This window comes from Paenibacillus germinis, assembly GCF_013141785.1.
GTDB lineage: Bacteria > Bacillota > Bacilli > Paenibacillales > NBRC-103111 > Paenibacillus_E > Paenibacillus_E phytorum.
This window is the reverse complement of sequence record NZ_WHOC01000191.1, coordinates 47,089-66,842: the sequence shown is the minus strand read 5'-3', so window position 1 is coordinate 66,842 and position 19,754 is coordinate 47,089. Positions and strand designations below refer to the sequence as shown.

The 19,754-nt window shown below is 45.5% G+C and carries 15 protein-coding genes; 3 read left to right on the top strand and 12 right to left on the bottom strand.

Features of this window, described 5'->3' with window-relative positions; genetic code table 11:
* Positions 1-35: 35 nt before the first annotated feature.
* From solA to GC102_RS37360, 11 genes are all read right to left on the bottom strand, one after another.
* On the bottom strand, positions 36-1,169 hold the full coding sequence (gene solA, locus GC102_RS37410; protein ID WP_216628302.1) for an N-methyl-L-tryptophan oxidase: 1,134 nt from the start codon (positions 1,167-1,169) through the stop codon (positions 36-38).
* A 25-nt stretch (positions 1,170-1,194) separates the two neighbouring features.
* Positions 1,195-1,818, bottom strand: coding sequence for a HutD family protein (locus GC102_RS37405; protein ID WP_171694012.1), 624 nt, complete (start codon positions 1,816-1,818; stop codon positions 1,195-1,197).
* An 85-nt stretch (positions 1,819-1,903) separates the two neighbouring features.
* Complete coding sequence (locus GC102_RS37400) at positions 1,904-3,187, bottom strand: NAD(P)-dependent malic enzyme (protein ID WP_171694011.1); 1,284 nt, start codon at positions 3,185-3,187, stop codon at positions 1,904-1,906.
* Positions 3,188-3,226: 39 nt separating this feature from the next.
* Complete coding sequence (locus GC102_RS37395) at positions 3,227-4,507, bottom strand: Glu/Leu/Phe/Val family dehydrogenase (protein ID WP_171694010.1); 1,281 nt, start codon at positions 4,505-4,507, stop codon at positions 3,227-3,229.
* A 38-nt stretch (positions 4,508-4,545) separates the two neighbouring features.
* Positions 4,546-5,829: an imidazolonepropionase gene (hutI, locus tag GC102_RS37390; RefSeq protein WP_171694009.1), complete on the bottom strand. Its 1,284-nt coding sequence runs from the start codon at positions 5,827-5,829 to the stop codon at positions 4,546-4,548.
* Positions 5,830-5,910: 81 nt separating this feature from the next.
* On the bottom strand, positions 5,911-7,575 hold the full coding sequence (gene hutU, locus GC102_RS37385; RefSeq protein ID WP_171694008.1) for a urocanate hydratase: 1,665 nt from the start codon (positions 7,573-7,575) through the stop codon (positions 5,911-5,913).
* A gap of 30 nt (positions 7,576-7,605) precedes the next feature.
* On the bottom strand, positions 7,606-8,574 hold the full coding sequence (hutG, locus tag GC102_RS37380) for a formimidoylglutamase (protein WP_171694007.1): 969 nt from the start codon (positions 8,572-8,574) through the stop codon (positions 7,606-7,608).
* A 205-nt stretch (positions 8,575-8,779) separates the two neighbouring features.
* Entirely contained in the window at positions 8,780-9,973 is a 1,194-nt protein-coding gene (locus tag GC102_RS37375; protein ID WP_171694006.1) for a helix-turn-helix domain-containing protein, read from the bottom strand.
* Between the two features lie 77 nt (positions 9,974-10,050).
* Positions 10,051-11,610 carry a histidine ammonia-lyase gene (hutH, locus tag GC102_RS37370; protein WP_171694005.1) on the bottom strand — a complete coding sequence of 520 codons (1,560 nt, stop codon included), beginning with the start codon at positions 11,608-11,610 and terminating at the stop codon, positions 10,051-10,053.
* A 96-nt stretch (positions 11,611-11,706) separates the two neighbouring features.
* Positions 11,707-13,038, bottom strand: a complete 1,332-nt coding sequence (locus GC102_RS37365; protein ID WP_171694004.1) for an MFS transporter — start codon at positions 13,036-13,038, stop codon at positions 11,707-11,709.
* A gap of 605 nt (positions 13,039-13,643) precedes the next feature.
* A complete protein-coding gene (locus GC102_RS37360; protein ID WP_171694003.1) occupies positions 13,644-14,855 on the bottom strand; it encodes an MFS transporter in 1,212 nt (403 codons plus the stop codon).
* Between the two features lie 141 nt (positions 14,856-14,996).
* Between GC102_RS37360 and GC102_RS37355 the strand changes: the two genes are divergently transcribed.
* Positions 14,997-15,878 (top strand): LysR family transcriptional regulator, encoded by an 882-nt coding sequence (locus GC102_RS37355; protein ID WP_171694002.1) that lies wholly within the window; start codon positions 14,997-14,999, stop codon positions 15,876-15,878.
* A 60-nt stretch (positions 15,879-15,938) separates the two neighbouring features.
* Here the strand turns inward: GC102_RS37355 and GC102_RS37350 are convergent, their stop codons facing one another.
* On the bottom strand, positions 15,939-16,811 hold the full coding sequence (locus GC102_RS37350) for an AraC family transcriptional regulator (protein WP_171694001.1): 873 nt from the start codon (positions 16,809-16,811) through the stop codon (positions 15,939-15,941).
* A gap of 142 nt (positions 16,812-16,953) precedes the next feature.
* On the opposite strand from GC102_RS37350, the gene GC102_RS37345 reads away from it, so the two are divergent.
* Together GC102_RS37345 and GC102_RS37340 are read left to right on the top strand one after the other, a co-directional pair.
* Positions 16,954-18,531, top strand: coding sequence for a HEAT repeat domain-containing protein (locus GC102_RS37345; protein WP_171694000.1), 1,578 nt, complete (start codon positions 16,954-16,956; stop codon positions 18,529-18,531).
* A gap of 290 nt (positions 18,532-18,821) precedes the next feature.
* Positions 18,822-19,694, top strand: a complete 873-nt coding sequence (locus GC102_RS37340; RefSeq protein ID WP_171693999.1) for an AraC family transcriptional regulator — start codon at positions 18,822-18,824, stop codon at positions 19,692-19,694.
* The last annotated feature ends 60 nt before the right edge of the window (positions 19,695-19,754 follow it).

The following is a 19,754-nucleotide window of genomic DNA, read 5'->3' as shown; positions in this document are numbered from 1 at the left end:
CTTCGCCAGCACACAACTAGCGAGGACTCATCCTTTTATTTGAAACGATTCATTGAAAATAACGAAATGTCATGCTCACTTCTGCCTCTCGTAATAAGCTGGCATAAGATTTCCCCGACTACGCTGCTGAACTTAAACCCGTGTCCGGAAAATCCAGCGGCAAAGGCGATATGCGGATACTCTGGATGCGTATCTATAATGAAATTTTCATCGGGAGTGAGGGTGTACGTACAGGTTTTACCCATGCGCAGTTCCGTATTGGCAAGAGGCATAAACCGGCTTAAAAACATTCGTAAGTCTTCTTCATCCTCCTGCAGTGCCCCAAACTCGGGAATGGCTTCATCCGGATTGATTCGAAGTCCCCCATCATGACGTCCTACCTTAAGACCAGCTCCCCCCATACTGGGAAAACCGTAATAATGTCCCAAGGAGGTTTCAAACGTAAACGCCGGAAAGCGTTCCTCACCGAATAAAAAGTCATCCACTTCAAACCAGGCAAACGTCTTTCTTTTGGTAACAAGCGGTGGATGGATATTCATAAGAGGAAGCAGCTTTGAAGACCAAGCCCCCGCTGTAACGATTAGAGCACGTCCCTTATAACTTTCATCGGCTGTTTGGACCGTCACCCCGGCTGAATCGATAGACAACTCTTGAACGGACGTATTCGTTACAATGGTAACTTGATGATGTTCCAACAGTTCCCGATAAGCACGGATACATTCCTCGCTTTTAAGCACACCTGAATCCGATTCGAAGCAGCCCAAGTAGCCCTCTGGAAGCGAAATCCCAGGCCATACGGTATGCATTTTACTGGAATCCAATGTTTGTAGCGGGAGTGAATAGGCTTCGGAGCTAGAAACAACTTGTTTTATAAAGGTTGAATCACGAGTGCCTACATTCAGCACCCCGGTTTGGTAGAACAGTTTTCTTCCCGACTCTCGCTCCAGATCGTACCAAAGCTTTTGTGCTCTCAGGGCTAACGGGACATAGCTTGTCCCTTCTCCATAGGCATGCCGGATGATACGGGTATCACCATGATGTGCCCCGCGATCGTGCGGAGGGTTAAATGAATCCAGCAGCAAAACACTTTTCCCTTCAAGGGCCAAGTAATAGCCTGCAGCCATCCCCATCGAACCGGCACCAACAATAATTACGTCATAGTTCATCATTCCATCACTTCCTCCGAAAAATGGTTCAACTCACAATGCTTGCTCGAATGACATATGCTGCAGATTCATTGCCAGAATGGCTTATTCTTATATTCACTTTATCCAATGAAGCTCTCAATGATAATACGCAGAAGTCGCCTTTTTCTAACCAGAGAGACTGATCTTCATTTATTTTAAAACTTATTCGGCCCTCGGTACAATAAAAAGCTTCTGTCACTAATGAAAGTTCCACATCTTCCGTGTGACAATCGATCTCATGCGAAGTTCCTTCTTTGATAAATAAAGCTTCTAATTCTCCCCGGCATCCAGCCGCTGTGATGAGATTGAAGTCTGTTACCTTCCCCATACTCCGGGTGACCCAACTTCCGCTGAAGCTCTCCTGCTCGTAGGGCTTTAATCCCACTTTACGTGATCCTTCATATTCTAGAATCACTTCCCCTTCTATAACCATAAGCTTTCTCCAAAAGTCAGGAAGGCTGGTGAACAAAGACTGCTCATCTTGAATGCTGGCCGTGCTGATTCTCCATAAAAAATTTCGTTTATTATACTCCGCATGTTCAGGATATATGGCAAGCTGCGTTGTTGTTCCGCCTGTCCAAGCTGCCGTTATTTGCTCATGTTTTTTGATGACTTTGATCGAATAAGACATGTAAGTATCTCCTTGAATTTATTCTCTGACTAATGAAAAAAAGGACCTGGAAATACCAAGTCCCACGAAGTAGTCTGAACAACGCCTATACTTTCTCAGTCATATCAGCGTACCAAGAAAAATATGAACCTACCGCATCGTTTTTGCGGATTAATTTCTTCGCTCTATCCTTAATCTCATCCACATTGACGTTTAAGCGTGCGCACCCTGTATCCATGGCTGCCTGAGCAACGGCGGCAGCCACATTGGCAGCAATCATCGGTTCAAATGGATGCGGAATCACATGGTCCCGGTTCAACTTATCTGCTGGAACCAAACCGGCAATGGCGTACACAGCGGCTAGTTTCATTGGCTCATTAATCTCTCTAGCACGTACATCTAGTACGCCCCGAAAAATGCCCGGAAACGCTAATACATTGTTGATTTGGTTGGGAAAATCGGAGCGTCCTGTGCCAACGATCGCAGCTCCGGCAGCTTTCGCTTCCTCCGGCATAATCTCCGGCACCGGATTCGCCAATGCAAATATGATAGAATCACGATTCATGGAGCTGACCATTTCTTTCGTAAGTGCGCCAGCCGCAGAAACGCCAATGAAAACATCGGCTCCTCTCACTGCATCGGCGAGCTTTCCTGTTAGATTGCCTTTATTCGTCATCCGTGCGATTTCCAGCTTGAATGGATTCATGCCTTCTTGTCTTTCTTCATGGATAATACCCTTCGTATCGCATACGATGATATCCTTAGCACCCATATGGCCCAGAAGCTTCATGGCCGCTATGCCTGCTGCGCCTGCCCCATTAATAACCACACGAATTTGGTCCATCGTTTTGTCGACTAGTTGGAGAGCGTTGATTAATCCGGCCGCAATGACAATAGCCGTACCATGCTGATCATCATGGAAAACAGGAATAGCGCATTCCTTTTTCAACCTCTCTTCAATTTCAAAACAATCTGGGGCTGCAATGTCTTCCAAATTAATTCCGCCGAACGAAGGTGAAAGCTGCTTGACCGTCTCAATCACTTTCTCTTTATCCAACGCATCTAAACAGATCGGAATCGCATCTACACCGGCAAATACTTTGAAAAGCAAGGCCTTTCCCTCCATCACCGGCATGGCCGCATGCGGACCGATATTCCCCAAACCGAGCACAGCCGTTCCATTCGTAACGACAGCAACCAGGTTACCTTTCATCGTATAATCATATACTTTATCTTCTTCAATATAAATTTCTTTACAAGGCTCTGCAACTCCTGGAGAGTAGGCAAGGCTCAAATCACGGACAGTGCCTACCGGAACCTTGGCAATAACCTCAAGCTTTCCGGCATACTTTTTATGCATGTGAAGAGCATCTTCACGTAAATTGTTCATGATTCATCACCTTCCAAGGAATTTTGATCAGAGCATAGATTAAATCCAGCCGCGCCATTTTATCGCTTCGACCATTCGCTTTAAACCAACGATATAGGCCGCTAATCTCATGTCTACTTGCTTTTGCAAGGATAACTGATAGACGTTATGAAACGATTTTTTCAATATTTGTTGGAGCTTTTCATTCACTTCTTCTTCATTCCAATAATACCCTTGATTGTTTTGGACCCATTCAAAGTAAGATACAATTACCCCGCCCGAGCTGGCAAGCACGTCTGGAACGATCAAAACGCCTTTATTGGTCAAAATTTCTGTAGCCTTCAAAGTCGTCGGTCCGTTGGCCGCTTCCACCAAAATCTTCGCCTTAATATCGGGCGCATTGTCTTCTGTAATCTGGTTTTCAATCGCAGCCGGCACTAAGATATCACAATCTTGGATTAACAGCTCTTGGTTCGAGATTGCATTCGGGAACAAATTCGTCACCGTTCCGAAAGAATCCCGTCGATCTAATAAATACTGCACGTCCAAGCCTTCAGGATCGTAGAGAGCCCCTTGAGCATCCGAAATGCCTACCACTTTGGCTCCAGCCTCGTGAAGGAATTGAGCAAGAAAGCTGCCTGCATTGCCAAAGCCTTGGATAATTACTCGCGCGCCCTCAATCGGAATCCCTGCGACATGAGCCGCTTCTCTTAGCAGCAGCACCACGCCCATGGCGGTAGACGATTCTCTTCCAATCGAACCGCCTAATACGAGCGGCTTGCCGGTAATAAAACCTGGCGAATCGAATTCCCGAATCCGGCTGTATTCATCCATCATCCACGCCATGATTTGTGAATTCGTGAACACGTCCGGCGCCGGAATATCCTTGGTCGGCCCGACCAGTTGGCTGATTGCCCTTACGTAACCACGGCTTAATCGTTCCAGCTCGCCGAAGGATAGCGTGCGCGGATCGCACTGGATCCCGCCTTTGCCTCCGCCATAAGGTAGATCCGCAATACCGCATTTAATGGTCATCCACATGGAAAGAGCCTTCACTTCGTCTTCGGTGACCCCGGGATGGAAGCGAATCCCGCCTTTGGTCGGACCTACCGCATCATTATGCTGTGCACGGTACCCTGTGAACACTTTCACCGAACCGTCATCCATTTTCACAGGAATGCGTACGGTTAACAACCGAAGCGGTTCCTTTAGCAATTCGTATAAGGATTCCGCGCATCCCATTTTATCCAGAGCAGCTTGGATGACAAGCTGCGTTCTACTCAAAACATTCAAGCTTTCCGCCTGCATAGGCTTCTCTTTTACTTCCGTCGGAGCTTCCATGATGATCCCCCTCAAGTCTTCGTACAGAATGTAACTATTTAATGAATCCGTTTGCCGTCCGAGACCACCATTTTTCCTTGCTTGAATACGGAATGAACATGGTTGATCCCGAAGTGATAAGGCAGATAAGCCAAGTTGTCCGCATTGAAAATAACCAAATCGGCCTGTTTGCCCGCTTCCAAACTGCCTATGGTATCCGCTTTTCCGATCGCGTGAGCCGCATTAATGGTCACGGCCGTCAGAACTTCCTCTGGCGACATCCCTAAATTCAAACAGCCCAGCGTCATGACGAGCTGTATAGATTCCGTTGGCGAACTTCCGGGATTATAATCCGTAGATAAAGCAACGGAGAGTCCCATTTCAATCATCCTACGCGCACGGGCGTGATGCTTCAGCCTTAAATTAAAAGAAGTGGCCGGCAAACAGACGGCAATGACGCCAGCCCGCTGCATCGCTTCCAATCCTTCATCTGATGCGGCAAGCAAATGCTCAGCAGAGATACAGCCGAGTTTACCGGCAAGCTGCGCGCCGCCCATCGGCTCAATTTCGTCCGCATGGATTTTCAGACCGAAGCCCATCGCTTTTGCAGCCAACAGGATTTGCTCCGATTCTTCCACGGAAAATACGCCGTGCTCACAAAACACATCGCAAAATTCAGCAAGTCCCTGACGTTTCACTTCGGGGAGCATTTCTTCAATGATAAGCTGAACGAATTCTTGAGACCTACCCTTATATTCTTCTGGCACCATATGAGCACCCATGAACGTAGATACCAAATCAACCGGATGTTCCTGATTGAGTTTGCGAGTGACCCGGAGCTGCTTAAGCTCATCCTCCAGAGTTAGACCATATCCGCTCTTGGCTTCTGCTGTGGTAACCCCATAAGAAAGCATCGTATCCAAGCTTTTTTTAGCCTTTACGTAAAGCTCTTCTTCCGAAGCCTGACGGGTTGAACGAACTGTGCTGAGAATTCCGCCGCCTTGAGCTAAAATTTCTAAATAAGAAGCGCCTTTCAGCTTCAAGGCTAGTTCATTCTCGCGAGAGCCTCCGTGAACCAAATGGGTATGAGGATCAATAAGTCCAGGGGTGACAAGCTTACCCTCCGCATCATGCTTATGAGTTACCGGCCGTTCACCGATTTGAGCTAAAACTTCTTCTTCCGATCCCGCTGCAACAATGATCCCGTCTCTGACTGCAACAGCTCCTCTTCGAACTGCCGCAACCTCAGACATTTCTCCGCCTCGGCGCGGTTCCTGAGTTCCTTGCATCGTGATTAGCGTACCAATGTTATGGATCAGCAGGTCAATCCGATTGTTCTCCATCGTTTCTCCCCCTCGAAATACAGCAAGCCCGATCGGGCTTGCTGCGAGTTATCATCATTCATTTTATATGTTCAGAAAAGATTAGATGCCCATCATCGGTACGCGAACGCCGCGTTCCTTCGCCGTTTCAATGGCAATGTCATAACCGGCATCAGCGTGACGGATGACGCCCATTCCAGGGTCCGTGTTCAAGACGCGGGCTAATCTTTCGTCTGCTTCTTTGGAACCATCCGCAACTACAACCATACCTGCATGTAGGGAGTAGCCCATGCCTACGCCGCCGCCATGATGGACGGAAACCCAGCTCGCACCGGATGCTGTATTCACAAGTGCGTTCAATATAGCCCAGTCGCCCACAACATCGCTGCCGTCTTTCATGGACTCGGTCTCACGGTTTGGAGAAGCCACGGAACCGCAATCCAGATGATCACGTCCAATAACGATCGGCGCGGATAATTCTCCATTGCGCACCATTTCGTTAATAGCTAGACCCATCTTGGCCCGTTCCCCGTACCCCAACCAGCAAATGCGAGCTGGCAAACCTTGGAACGCGACTTTTTCTCTTGCCAATTCGATCCATTTACGCAGATGCGCATTTTCTGGGAACAGCTTCAACGCAAGTTCGTCAGTTTTGTAGATATCTTCCGGATTACCAGACAATGCCGCCCAACGGAACGGTCCTTTTCCTTCGCAGAAGAGCGGACGAATGTAAGCCGGAACAAATCCAGGGAAGTTAAAGGCATCCTTAACGCCTTCATCAAGAGCCACTTGGCGGATATTGTTGCCGTAATCAAATACGGTTGATCCAAGTTTTTGAAGATCAAGCATCGCCTGAACATGAGCAGCCATCGACTTTTTGGACAGCTTCACATACTGCTTCGGATCGTTTTTACGCAGGTCAGCCGCAGCTTCCAATGAATAACCGACCGGCACATAGCCGTTAAGCGGATCGTGGGCCGAAGTTTGATCGGTAACGAAATCAGGCACAATTCCCCGTTTCACAAATTCTGCGAAAACCTCTGCAGCGTTTCCTACTAACCCAATAGCGAGCGCTTTACCCTCAGCTTTCGCTTCGTTCGCTAGCTTCAACGCTTCATCTAGATCGTAAACCATGACGTCACAATAACGAGTGTCGATTCTGCGTTGAATACGGGTCGGATCCACGTCTACACCGATGACCACGCCATCGTTCATCGTTACAGCGAGCGGTTGAGCGCCACCCATACCGCCAAGTCCGGCCGTTAATGTCAGGGTACCTCTTAATGTGCCTCCCGAATGCTGCCTAGCTGCCTCAGCGAAAGTCTCATAGGTTCCTTGCAAAATGCCTTGCGTACCGATATAAATCCAGCTGCCAGCCGTCATTTGGCCGTACATCATAAGACCCTGTTTATCGAGTTCATGGAACGTCTCCCAGTTGGCATATGCCGGAACAATAACCGAGTTGGAGATGAGAACCCGCGGCGCATGCGAATGCGTTCTGAATACGCCAACCGGTTTCCCGGATTGTACAAGAAGCGTTTCATCCGCTTCCAGGTTCGTTAAACATTCTACGATCTTGTCATAAGACTCCCAATTCCGTGCAGCCTTGCCGATTCCTCCGTAGACGACAAGATCTTCCGGACGTTCGGCTACGTCAGGGTCCAGATTGTTCATCAACATACGCAGGACAGCTTCCTGCTGCCACCCTTTTGCTGTTAGCTTCGTTCCGTGTGCTGCTCGGATCGTACGTTTGACTGTTTGTTCCATGAATAGTCACTCCTCTATGTTGTGTTCGAATTAGTTTCTTTTCATATATCCCGTCAAGAAAGTCAAGATGACATGCAAGGCGGTCCTGACCGTCGCTCTGCGGGGATCTTGCATTGGATCTACACAAACAATATCAATGCCTCGTACCTTAGGATTCTGTCCTAATAGGAATACGGCTTCCAACAGCTGCCATGAGGTCATTCCGGCTGGAACGAGCGCTGGCACACCTGGTGCATAAGCTTGATCCAGTACATCCATGTCAACGGTTACATAAATGGCATCTGTCCCGTCACCGGCAACCTCTAGCGCCTTTTCCACCAAAGCATCGATTCCTTCTTTGGCTACCTGACGTGCCGTATATTGGGTAATTCCTTGCGCCATGGCGTATTCATGATACGCTCTTGAATTGGCGAAGCTGTGAAGACCGATTTGCGCAATATGGCGACCTTCAACCGTGCCCGATTCGATCAACCCGCGGATTGGCGTTCCGTTGGAAGGACCTCCGTCCTCCAGATTCCGGACATCCATGTGGGAGTCAAGCTGAACGATACCCACCTTACCACCGACATGGTGTTTAAACGCTTTCACAGAGGGGCACGTAATGGAATGATCGCCGCCAGCAATAATCGGGAACAAATGAGGCATTGCTGCATAAACGTTCTTCAGCCCTTGTTCGATATTGGCATGACAGCGCAGCAGATCCGTCACATGCATTTGAATATCACCTAGATCACGCGCCTGCAATTCCTGCAAATCGACACCGTGGTCGATACTGTACGTCGTAACATTTGCAAATAATTCCCGTAAGGCATTCGGTGTCATCGAAGCGCCTGAAATACTGATTGACGTCTTAGAAAGCGGTACACCGATGAAACCGACTTGGACTTCTTCCTCGCCTTCCCAAGGGGTCAACCACTGGGATACCTTGGTCTCGAATCGATCCCGCCAATTAGAGTTTCGTACGAATTCTGGCGGATTCAGCAGTTCAATTTGTCTCAAAGCTGCTTCCCTCCTGTAAGTTGATAAAACAATGTTTGTTTGTTTCTATGAATACATCATACTTAAAAAAGAGGCATCTGAATCTAGCCGAATTTGCTGAAAGGTAGCACAATATTACGATTTATCCTTGTAGGAATCATTTCTATGAAAACGCTTAAAAGCCAACCCCTGAGCGGATTGGCTAAAAGTGATTTTATCTATAACACTAGCACTGGGCAGATGACCGATAGTCCGTCGGGCTGCACCCCATAATCATTTTAAATTTCCTTGCAAAATAGTTCGCATCCTGAAAACCGACTCGTGCAGCAATTTCTTGCATGGTCAATTCCGTTTTCTCTAACAAATAAACCGCCTTCTCAATTCGAACTTTATTTAGAAAGTCAACAAAGCTTACACCCGCTTCTTTTTTGAATACATGGGCAAAATAGTGGGTGCTCAAGTAACAATGCTGGGCAATTTCTTTTAATAACATTTTGTCTTGATGATGCTCTCTTATATATACAATGGCGGATCGCACAATGGGGGACACCTCTAAGGCATGTTCGTCCGATACTTGCTTGGCTAGCTTCCTCCAGTATGCGCACAGCTTTTTAACAAATTTGTCATATCGAATGGTACTGTACAAGTCTTGAAGCATTCTCGCATTTTCAGATAAAATTTCAGAAGCGTTACCGCCCAAATCGACAACCATTCTTGACAAAGAAAGTACTAGATCATAGGCTTCCGACTTGAATAGATCAATATTATGCTTATACGATTGGGAAAGACTTTCTAATAACTCGACCAAATAAGCGATTGACCCTTCTTCATCGCCGATCCTCACACGTGATAGCAATTCTATCTTCTCTTCGTGTGTCACGGGCTTTGCACTTTCTTCTTGAATGTTTCTTTGTCCTTCATATTGAAAAATCATCCGGTTTCCTTGAAAGAAACGGTTGATTAATGATTCTTTGGCTTCGCTGTAGGAAAGATGAAGCTTGTAAGGATCTTCATAATAGGTGCCAATCCCAGCTGAAACGGAAAAGCCCTTCGTATCTACGAAGTTTTGAATTTTCCGGACCATGCCATACGTCACTTGCTTATAAGACGGTTCTACGGGTTGAACCTTTTGGAGTTCCAATAATACGGCTAGTACGCCTTCCCCTACCCAGACCCACAAGAATGGCAAGGTGATACTCTCAAAAATGGCTTCCACCAACACCTGCCCGATCTCAATACTCCATTGTAATGATTTATCCAAAGCCAAATCGGTATAACGGTCGATGGACAAAACGATAACGACTTGGGGCCGCGGTTCGATGCCAAGCCGCTCCCGCATTTCATCAAAATCCGCTTCATGGATTAACGTCCCGGAAATGAGAAGTTGCGAAAAGGAGGCTTGAGCCGTATCCAATTTCATTGTGTAATCACCTCCCCTATCTTAAAAAAGGAAGCCGTTTTGCTCTAAACTTCAGAGAAAACTGCTTCCATGTTATTTTATTCTATTTCACCTATCATGTCTTCAACAACCTTTACGATGTCGCCTTCATGAATTTGTTGATAGATCGTTACGATGTCTGGATAGAAAAAGCGGTCTTCCTCCACCGTTGGCACTTGCGTTCGTATCAGGTTATAGACCCCCTCAATAACCGGAGAAGATTTCATCGGCCGATGAAAATCGAGAGCTTGTACAGCCGTCATTAATTCAATCGCCAAAATATACGACAGCTTCTTCGAAATCTGGTACGCTTTCTTCGAGGCCGCATACGCGAAACTGACAACATCTTCTTGATTGGCGCTAGTGGGAACACTATCTACGGAAGCTGGATGAGAAAGAATCCTGATTTCCCCCAACAGCCCAACAGCTGTATATTGTGGGATCATATATCCATTGTTTAATCCCGGATTTCTCACTAGATAACTAGGCATCTCACTCAGGTGAAAATTTACTAATCGATCGATTCGTCTCTCAGCTATTTTCCCCAAATTGCCCATGGCTATACACATGATATCTGCCTGGATACCGACATAAGTGCCGTCAAAATTGCCCCCCATTAAGGCAATCCCGTCGTCTTCCTCGGGAACAATAACAGGATTATCACTTACAGAGTTAAGCTCATTATTAATGGTATAGGCGGCATCCTTTAAATTTCTTTTAGAAGCTCCATGAACCTGAGGGATACATCTTAAACTTAAAGCATCCTGCACGCGATAGTTTTTATATGTTTCGGCAATTTCACTGTCTTTAAGGATTCGCAATAAATTTTGTGCTGTCTTAGCCTGCTCCTCATGTTGTTTTAAAGCATGGAGCCTTGGATCGAAGGCATGAATCGTACCTTTTAAAGCTTCAAATGACATTGCGCCCGCAATATCCGCTGTTTTCACCGCTTGAATAGCATTAAATAGGGTTAATATGGCCATAGCTGTGACGGATGACGATCCGTTGGTCAGTGCCAGCCCTTCTTTACAACTTAATGTCGTAGGGATTAACCTTGCTCTTTCAAGCGCCTCTCTGCCTGGAAGGAGTTCTTCCTTGTGCCAAGCTTTGCCCTCCCCAATTAGTACTAACGCCATATGTGCTTCCGGGGCAAGATAACCGACGGATCCATCGCCTGGAGCAAACGGCGTGACTCCTTGATTTAAGAGCGATGCTATGAGCTCTAGCAGTTCCAATCGGACGCCGGAATAGCCATGACCCAAATGAATGAGCATCATCAGTTGAATCGCTCTGACAACTTCTTTCTCCAGTGGATCGCCTACGGAAACCGCATGAGATCTAACGATATTGCGCTGCAGGGCTTCGGCATCTTCGGTTGAGATGATTTCAGTCACATTGCTCCCGAAGCCGGTCGTTACGCCATAAATGATGCGGTTTTCGTTTAAAAATTTCTCGATAAGACTTCTGGAATGATTAACGCGATCGCAATAACTCGGCGAAAATGATACCTTTGCCCCGTAACGGGCTACGGCGACAAATTCAGCAATAGAGACCTGATGATCGCCAAGAATTACTTGATTTATGTTTTTAGGATGAGTGGGAGCAGAAGCAATTTTCATGAGAACATCTCCTTTTAAAACCAATACATACTATGCAATAGTTGTCGGTTAAATATTCATACAAGAGATGCCTTCCGACATCTCTTGTAAAAGTTTTTAATGATAATGAATGTCATCATCCAGGGCAAGCGATTTCGTCTCCGGCGCCCAGGCAATGGAAACAATGGTCCCGATCAGCAGAACTATTGTCATACCAATCATAGAAGGGGTTAGTCCCATGGAATTAATTGTTACCGGCAACAGAAATGTTCCTACCGCCGAACCGATGCGGCTTATTGCAGTCACGACACCGACACCAGATCCCCGGATTTCGGTCGGAAAGAGCTCGGCTGGATATACTAAGGTAAGATTTGAAGCGGCTGACATGACGAAGGTAAATAAACAAAAGATCGTAATAGCCACGAGGTGTGAACCAGCAGGTAAAAGAGTAAGCGCAAGCAAAGAGATTGTAAGGATAATAAACGTGTTAATCGTAAAGCTTCTGCGCGAATATTTCTCGGTAAACCACAGACCGGCAATCGAACCGACAAGCAGGAATAAATTTAAAATCGTGTCCATAAGGAACGTCTCTTCAAATCCCATTTTAGCTAAAATATCCGGTAGGAACGTATAAATTGCGAAATAGGGAAGGACTTGACAGACATAGAAGAGACCGCCAAAAGCTGTACGCTTCCAAAGCTGTTTTCCGAAAAGGTCTTGAAAACGGTACGTTTTGGAGGTATGCTCCAAACGCGTTTCATCAAGCTCTGCAAGTGGACCGATATGCTTCTTCACGATTTCCCTTGCTTCCTCCACACGCCCCATGCTAATGAGCCATCTCGGGGATTCAGGTGTTCCGATCCGCATTAGAAGAACGATAACTGCTGGGATAGCCGCACTGGCTAACATCCACCGCCAGGAATCCGGGCCGGTCTTTAGCAGATAATAACCGACAATGTTGGAGACTACATATCCGACAGTCCACATGACATTCAAGAAAGAAAGTAGAAAACCTCGATGTTTTCTAGGCGCGAACTCAGCTAGCAGCGTCGACCCAATCGCGTAATCGCCACCCAAAGCAAAACCAATCAATATACGCAGGATGAACAGAATCGTAGGATCTTGTACAAAAAATTGTAAGAAAGACGCTAAAGCAATAACTACGAAGTTACCAAGGAAGATTTTCTGTCTGCCTATACGGTCGGATAATCCTCCGAGAAGCAGACTGCCGAAAAAGAGTCCGATCAACGCTGAACTTCCTATTAATCCGCTCCAAATCGGGCTAAGGTTCATTTGAGGTCCAATCAAAGTCAGTGCCATTCCTATAATACCAAGAGCATATCCATCGGAAAAATTAGACCCAAAAGTAAGCGCTGTAATTTTAAGATGAAATTTATTGAGTGGAGCGTCATCAATCTTGTAAGGTTTCATGGATGTTTGTACGGACATTGAAGTAACCCCCCGTTTATGAAAATCGTTTTTATAAATGTCTTGACTAAGCCCTCCGGAGGCAAGTAACCAACTTTTAAACATGAATAAATGGTACATCTTTTCCTGCAATTTTCTAAATGTTAATTAACTTAACAAGAAACGAATCGAATCATTAAATCGAAATATTTATGTTAAGTTTATTAACATTAGAATACCTTCAAAACAGATGCATGGAACTAAACAATATTGCCAAACACTAGCACGATTTTGCTTTCCAATTTAGAACCAGACTATTTTGATCATTTCTAACTTTGACTAATAAAGTGATACAATCCATTCCTTTTCTTAGTTTTCAAAGCGATTTAAGCGTTTTCAAAATAGCAATGTTCCTTTGAGATACGTTACTGTAAACAAATTATAATCGCTCATTAAGGATTGTGCTCTGGATAATAATTCGGATCACTAGCACAATATTGTTGGAAAGAAATATAGCTGGAAAGGTTTATGAAATGATTTGGAGCTGCCATAATTCATTCAGCATACCCAATTTCACAATAAAAATAACCATACAGCAGTAGCTGAATGGTTATTTTTAAAACTTCAAATCAGATCATCCTCTTCTATCATCGAGATGACGAAGTCGCCGCTTGACCAGGAATCTCCAGGCTTGACTGCTCTTTTTTATTGCCAATGATAAGCTGGAGCAGCATCATCAGCACGACGACTATGACCATTCCGCCAAATGCCGGAACGAAGCTGCCTGTAGCATCATGTAGCCAACCAACAAAGATCGGACCCAAAGAGCCTATAACATACCCACCAGACTGGTTCATCGCTGACCAAGCACTCGCGGTTTCCGCATCACCTGTTTCTTCGAGCGGCAGCATTAAAACGATTGGGAACAGTCCGCCTGCACCGATGCCAAGTAGGATGGCACAGTACCAAGGGCTACCGTTCAACATGAAGACAAGCAATCCTGCAAGCTGAAAAACAGCGCAGCCCAATAACCAGTACATCCGTTTAGGAAAGCGAGCAATAAGGATTGGCAGCACGAAACTGACGGGTATTTGAATAAACGTGAACAACGTCAGCATTCCCCCGGCAAATGCTTTATCGTACCCCATGCTTTCAAACGCGGGAGCCAACCAGGCTGTTAAAGAATAAAAAATGACCGCCATAAAGCCAAAGAGCAGCGTTATGATCCGCGCTCTCTTATTTCTCCATGGGAGCTTAACCCTTTCTGAAGTGCTCTTTGAAGCAGTTGAATTCGAGTGCGATGCATGTACGGCCAGCCGCCACCATACTGGAAGTGCAACAATGGCGAATATAGCCCAAGAAGCTAACGAAGCGCGCCACGAATCGTGAAAAAGATGCTGAATCGGCACGGATAATCCTGAACTAAGCGCTGCCCCAATTACCATTGCTGAGGAATAAATTCCTACTAAGGAAGATGCACGATTAGCAAAATATCTTTTAATAAATCCTGATAGCAAGGGTCCAGTTATCGCAATGCCTACCCCCGCCAGAAAAGCGGTAAGCAACAACAGCAGCGAGGATGCCGCAAAATAGCGAAGAATAGTGCCTACACCTATAAGCAATAGAGACCAAGTCAGTGTCTTCTCCAACCCCCACCGATTACTTATCTTAACGGCTATAGGCGAAAATAAACCCATGCACAGCACCGGAATTGAAGTAAGAAGGCTGGCCAAAGCCCCGTTTATTCCAAGATCTTTACGCATCGTTTCCAATAATGGAGCAATCGACGAAATGGCCGGACGTAAATTAATGGAAGCAAGAAACAATGCACATACTAAATATCCAAACCTTAATTTCATCTTGCATTTCCCCTTACACTTCATTTTGTACGATCGAGCAGCGCTCAATTACACTAGTGTAAAAGAAAACGAATAATTGATCAATATTATCATTCCTATTATAATCATAAGCAATACTTATGATATATAGAGGTGAAACGTTTGGAATTTCGTCAATTAGAATATTTTATCGCCGTATGCGAGGAATTGCACTTCACTAGAGCTGCGGAGAAAATAGGAATCTCACAGCCTGCATTAAGCCAACAAATCCGCGCGTTAGAAGATGAATTAAACATTCCTTTATTTGACCGGATTGGCAAAAAAATCGCGATCACGGAGGCAGGATCCATTCTTCTTGAGCAAAGCCATGTTGTCCTGCGAAGTCTGAAAAACGTCAACGAATTTATCGGTGAACTTCATAATTTGCAGAGAGGCACATTAATCGTAGGTGTATTACCCTCGGATTTGGATTACAGAATATCAAAAATGTTAATTGATTTTTACCACGAATTCCCCAAAATTAAGCTCAGAATCGTATCCTCCGTTGAAATTGTTGAACAAGTATTGGCAAATGAAGTCGATATAGGCATTGGAATCATGCCTCAGCCGGATGAACGCTTGGTACGAATTCCTCTGTGCCTTGAAGAATATGTGCTAGCGGTTTCCGAGAACCACGCCTTAGCAGGCAGACATTCTATTGATATTGACGAGCTGCGCTATGTTGAAACCGTCATGCCTCCTAAAGGTATGATTGGTAGAGAGCTCGTTGACGATTTTTGCCGTGAGTATGGGTTTGAATTAACCACTATTATGGAAACCACCTCACCGACTTCCATTATTAATTTAATAAGGGCAAACATTGGAGCGAGCGTCCTCCCACTTCCTTTAATCCAATCCATTAATGAACCAGATCTGAGATGCATTCACATTTCCAAAAATGCGCCTAGCCGAAATATCGGCGTCATCTACCGATCCGATCGGTTTCTTGGTCAAGCAGCTAAAGCTTTTATTCGCAAAGTGACTGATCATTTTAGTCCGGAATAAACCGCCTCTAGCCGTACATAACGATCCGACTCCACATCATTATCCATATACACCATAACCTCAAAGACCGTCTCTCTTCGCTTCTCGGAACTCCCGTGGTGATAGACCATTTAACTTGCGAAACAGCTTCGAAAAATAATGCAAAGACGAAAATCCGTGCTTGTCTGCGATCTCGGTGATGTTCAGATTCGTAAAGAGGAGGTCCTCCTTCGCCCGGTTGATCCTGAATTGGATGACATATTGAGTTGGCGGCAATCCGGTTGCATCTTTGAACAAATCAAAAAAGTAACCACGGCTTATGCGCAGCTCTCTGTAATAGATTTCCAAGGGCTGCAGATTGCCTTGTACCAGATCCTGATCCAATCTCTCGAGCAACTTGGACATGCGGAGATTGGGGATATGCTCCTCTTTCAGGGCAAAAGTTAGAAAAAACTCGATAAACTGTTGGAAGCTGCTCTGGACCTTTAGGCTGCGAACGTACGTCCGCTGGTTTGTATAGTGATTTTCGGTATAAAACTTCTCGAACAAATCTATCCACAACCTCAGCTTCTCCACTTTCACATGCTCGGGCAATGAATAAGGAAATGCAGGTCCGATCAGGGTAGGAACCAGAGTGGCTGCATCATAGCAGATCATGCTCGGGTGGGTGAACTCAGCCCTACGATCTATGTATGACCAATCGAAATAACAGCAGATGTGGACCATCGGGTCTTGGCTATCGGCAACCCAATGGTGGGGCTGTCCTGCTGGTATGTACACGAGTGAGCCGGCTTCCGTTTCATAAGTGCGACCATCGGTGTGAATGACACCTCTTCCCTCGCTGATCAAATATAGGGAGGAGGCATAACAGATCCGATTGTTGCTAGTCTGTCCTTTGGAGAAAGGATACCGGGTTGCAAAGTACACGTAAGGATGTAAGTCCGCGAAATCCATCCACGATCACCGCCATTTTCACAAAAATAAATTGTAATTGATATGACGATTGTACAAATAATTGACGATTTTGCAAATACAAAATAAACCGAATACTGTAATATTTCTAAGTAAGGACGAAGATTCCTAAGGAGGATATAACATGTTAGATAGCAAATATTTGTTGACGGATGAGCAAATGATGCAATTTATTACCAAAGGATATCTGGTACTTCAGAACGACATGCCTCATCAGCTTCATTTGAGCATCATGAACCAGATCAATCACGTTATGCATAATGAAGGCAACCCTGGGAACAACATTCTGCCTCGTGTCCCGGACATTCAGCAGCTGTTCGATACACCGATTGTCAAGGGAGCCTTAAGCAGTGTACTTGGCCCAGACTTTTACATGCATCCACATCGCCACTGTCATTACAACCAACCGGGAAATCAGACGCCAGGTGGCGGAAAATGGCACAAAGACGGCTATTGGTCTTCCATGCGCAGCCATCGACCGTGGTGGGCGATGATTTTCTATTACACCCACGATATTACCGAAGATTTAGGGCCTACTGCGATCATGCCAGGCACCCAATACTACGAAAAATTTCTCGGCGACCAAGGTGAGACGCTGATGCCCACAGGCAAGGCGGGTACTATGGTACTAGTACATTTCGACTTGTGGCATAGAGCTTCGCTTAATGTATCAGAACTAGATCGTTATATGCTTAAGTTTCAATTTCTCAGATTGAGCGCCCCGGAATTTCCAAGTTGGAATCATCAAACCAAGGAGATGATAGTGCCGGAAGGAACGCCCGCTATCCATATGAATTTATGGCAAGACGTATGGGATTGGCTCCGCGGAGAACCTACGTCAAAGCAGGTTGTCACGGCAACGTCCAAGGATCGATTGTTGGCATTACGGCAAGAACTAGAGTCAGAGAACCCGACCGAACACGGGCAGGCAGCCGACGAATTGGGGCTCATCGGAGCAGAAGCAGCTTCTTGTGCTCCCTCGCTAGCGCTTTTATTAAACGATCAAGTGGAAACGACCGCTTTGAATGCAGCCTATGCGCTTGGGCAACTTGGAACTCAAGGGATCGACATGCTGATCAAACAAATATCGGAGGGGTCAAGCCTGACAGCAGAACGGGCTGCATACGGATTGCAAGGAGCTGGCATTGAGGCGATCCCTGAACTTCTCCGTGTTATGAAGCATGAGGATGAGAAGCGTAGGGCGTTGGCGATTTTCGTACTGGGGATGATAGGATCTTCCGATGGTGAAGTGGTACCCTCGCTTATCTCAAGCTTGCAGGATCAGAGCGAATGGGTTCGCAGGAATGCGGTAGAATCATTAGGTATGCTCAAGAATGGTGGTGAACAGGTTGTTTCGGCATTAGCAAAAGTATTGAAGGCTTCTATACGATGTGAAACTGACGATGCTTCAGAATCAAATCATACGGAATCGAAAAAGTCATATGTAGGCGATCAGCCATACATTACCAATAAGGTCGGATATACTGCGGCACTTTCACTGCTGCGCACTGGTAAGACTGGCGACGTGAAAGATGCTGTCCACTCCTTGGAGCAAGCGCTTTACAGCAAGGACCGTTACGTTAGAGCTTATGCAGCGGAAACACTCACCCATCTGCGAACGGAGGAAGCGGTCGATATCTTGATTCGATATTACCGCACTTCCCGCTGGTGTCCGGATACAAGTAAAGTCAGTACTTTTTAAGGCTCCGAGTACTAACTCAATACGAAAGCTGGGCTGTCCTATACGTAGGTAAATCTACTTATAGGACAGCCCTTTAAGTTCTTTTGACCTTCTGGAACATTCGAATCGTATTCTGCATGAAATGAATACTCCCATTGGAAATTTTCCAATGAAATCGACTCTCATGCTTCGAAATTCTCAATCTGAAGGGGTAACGATGAACATTAGAATAGACCCTACATAATTGTGCACGATATGTCGGATGGATACATTCAATTCCTGCTATTCTTTTGATAAAGGAGGACAGATAAATGGATTTGCTTAAAAACATGAATGGTGCTTTAAAGTACGTTGAAGAAAACCTTACGAACGATATTGATTTTAAAGAAGTAGCAAGAAGGGCTTTCTGCTCCGAATACCATTTTAAAAGGATGTTTTCCTTCCTTGCTGGTATTTCGCTATCGGAATATATCCGCCGCAGACGCCTTACTCTTGCTGCATTTGAACTCAAAGACAGCAGCGTAAAGGTCATTGACATTGCAGTGAAATACGGGTACAACTCACCAGATTCTTTTGCAAGAGCTTTTCAAAATTTGCATGGTATCTCACCGTCAGAAGCCAGAATTAATGGCCATTCACTCAAATCCTACCTACCAATGACCTTCCAGTTATCCATCAAAGGAGGAAATGAAATGATCTATCGACTTGAGGAAAAAGAGGCATTTCGCATTGTCGGAATTAAGAAAAGAGTTCCTATCCAGTTCAACGGGGTAAATCCGGAGATTGCGTCTATGTGGAAAAGTTTAGATAGCGAAACGATCAATAACCTTAAAAATCTTTCTAATGTCGAGCCTATGGGACTGCTTAGTGCATCCACGAACTTTTCTGAAGGTAGGATGGAGGAAAAAGGGGAGTTTGATCACTATATTGGCGTAGCAACAACGAATGAGTGTCTTGATCACCTAACACAGCTTGATGTGCCTGCTTCAACATGGGCTGTATTCGAAGCAATCGGACCCTTTCCTGATACACTGCAAAATGTATGGGGACGCATTTATTCCGAATGGTTTCCATCCTCAAACTATGAAGCCATAGAAGGTCCAGAGATCCTTTGGAATGAGAATAAAGATGTAGCCTCACCAACTTTTAAAAGTGAAATATGGATACCGATTTTGAAAAAGTAAAAACGGAGCCCGCGTGGCTCCATTTTTTTTGCGACCCCCTACTATTTCTCGAGACTGTTT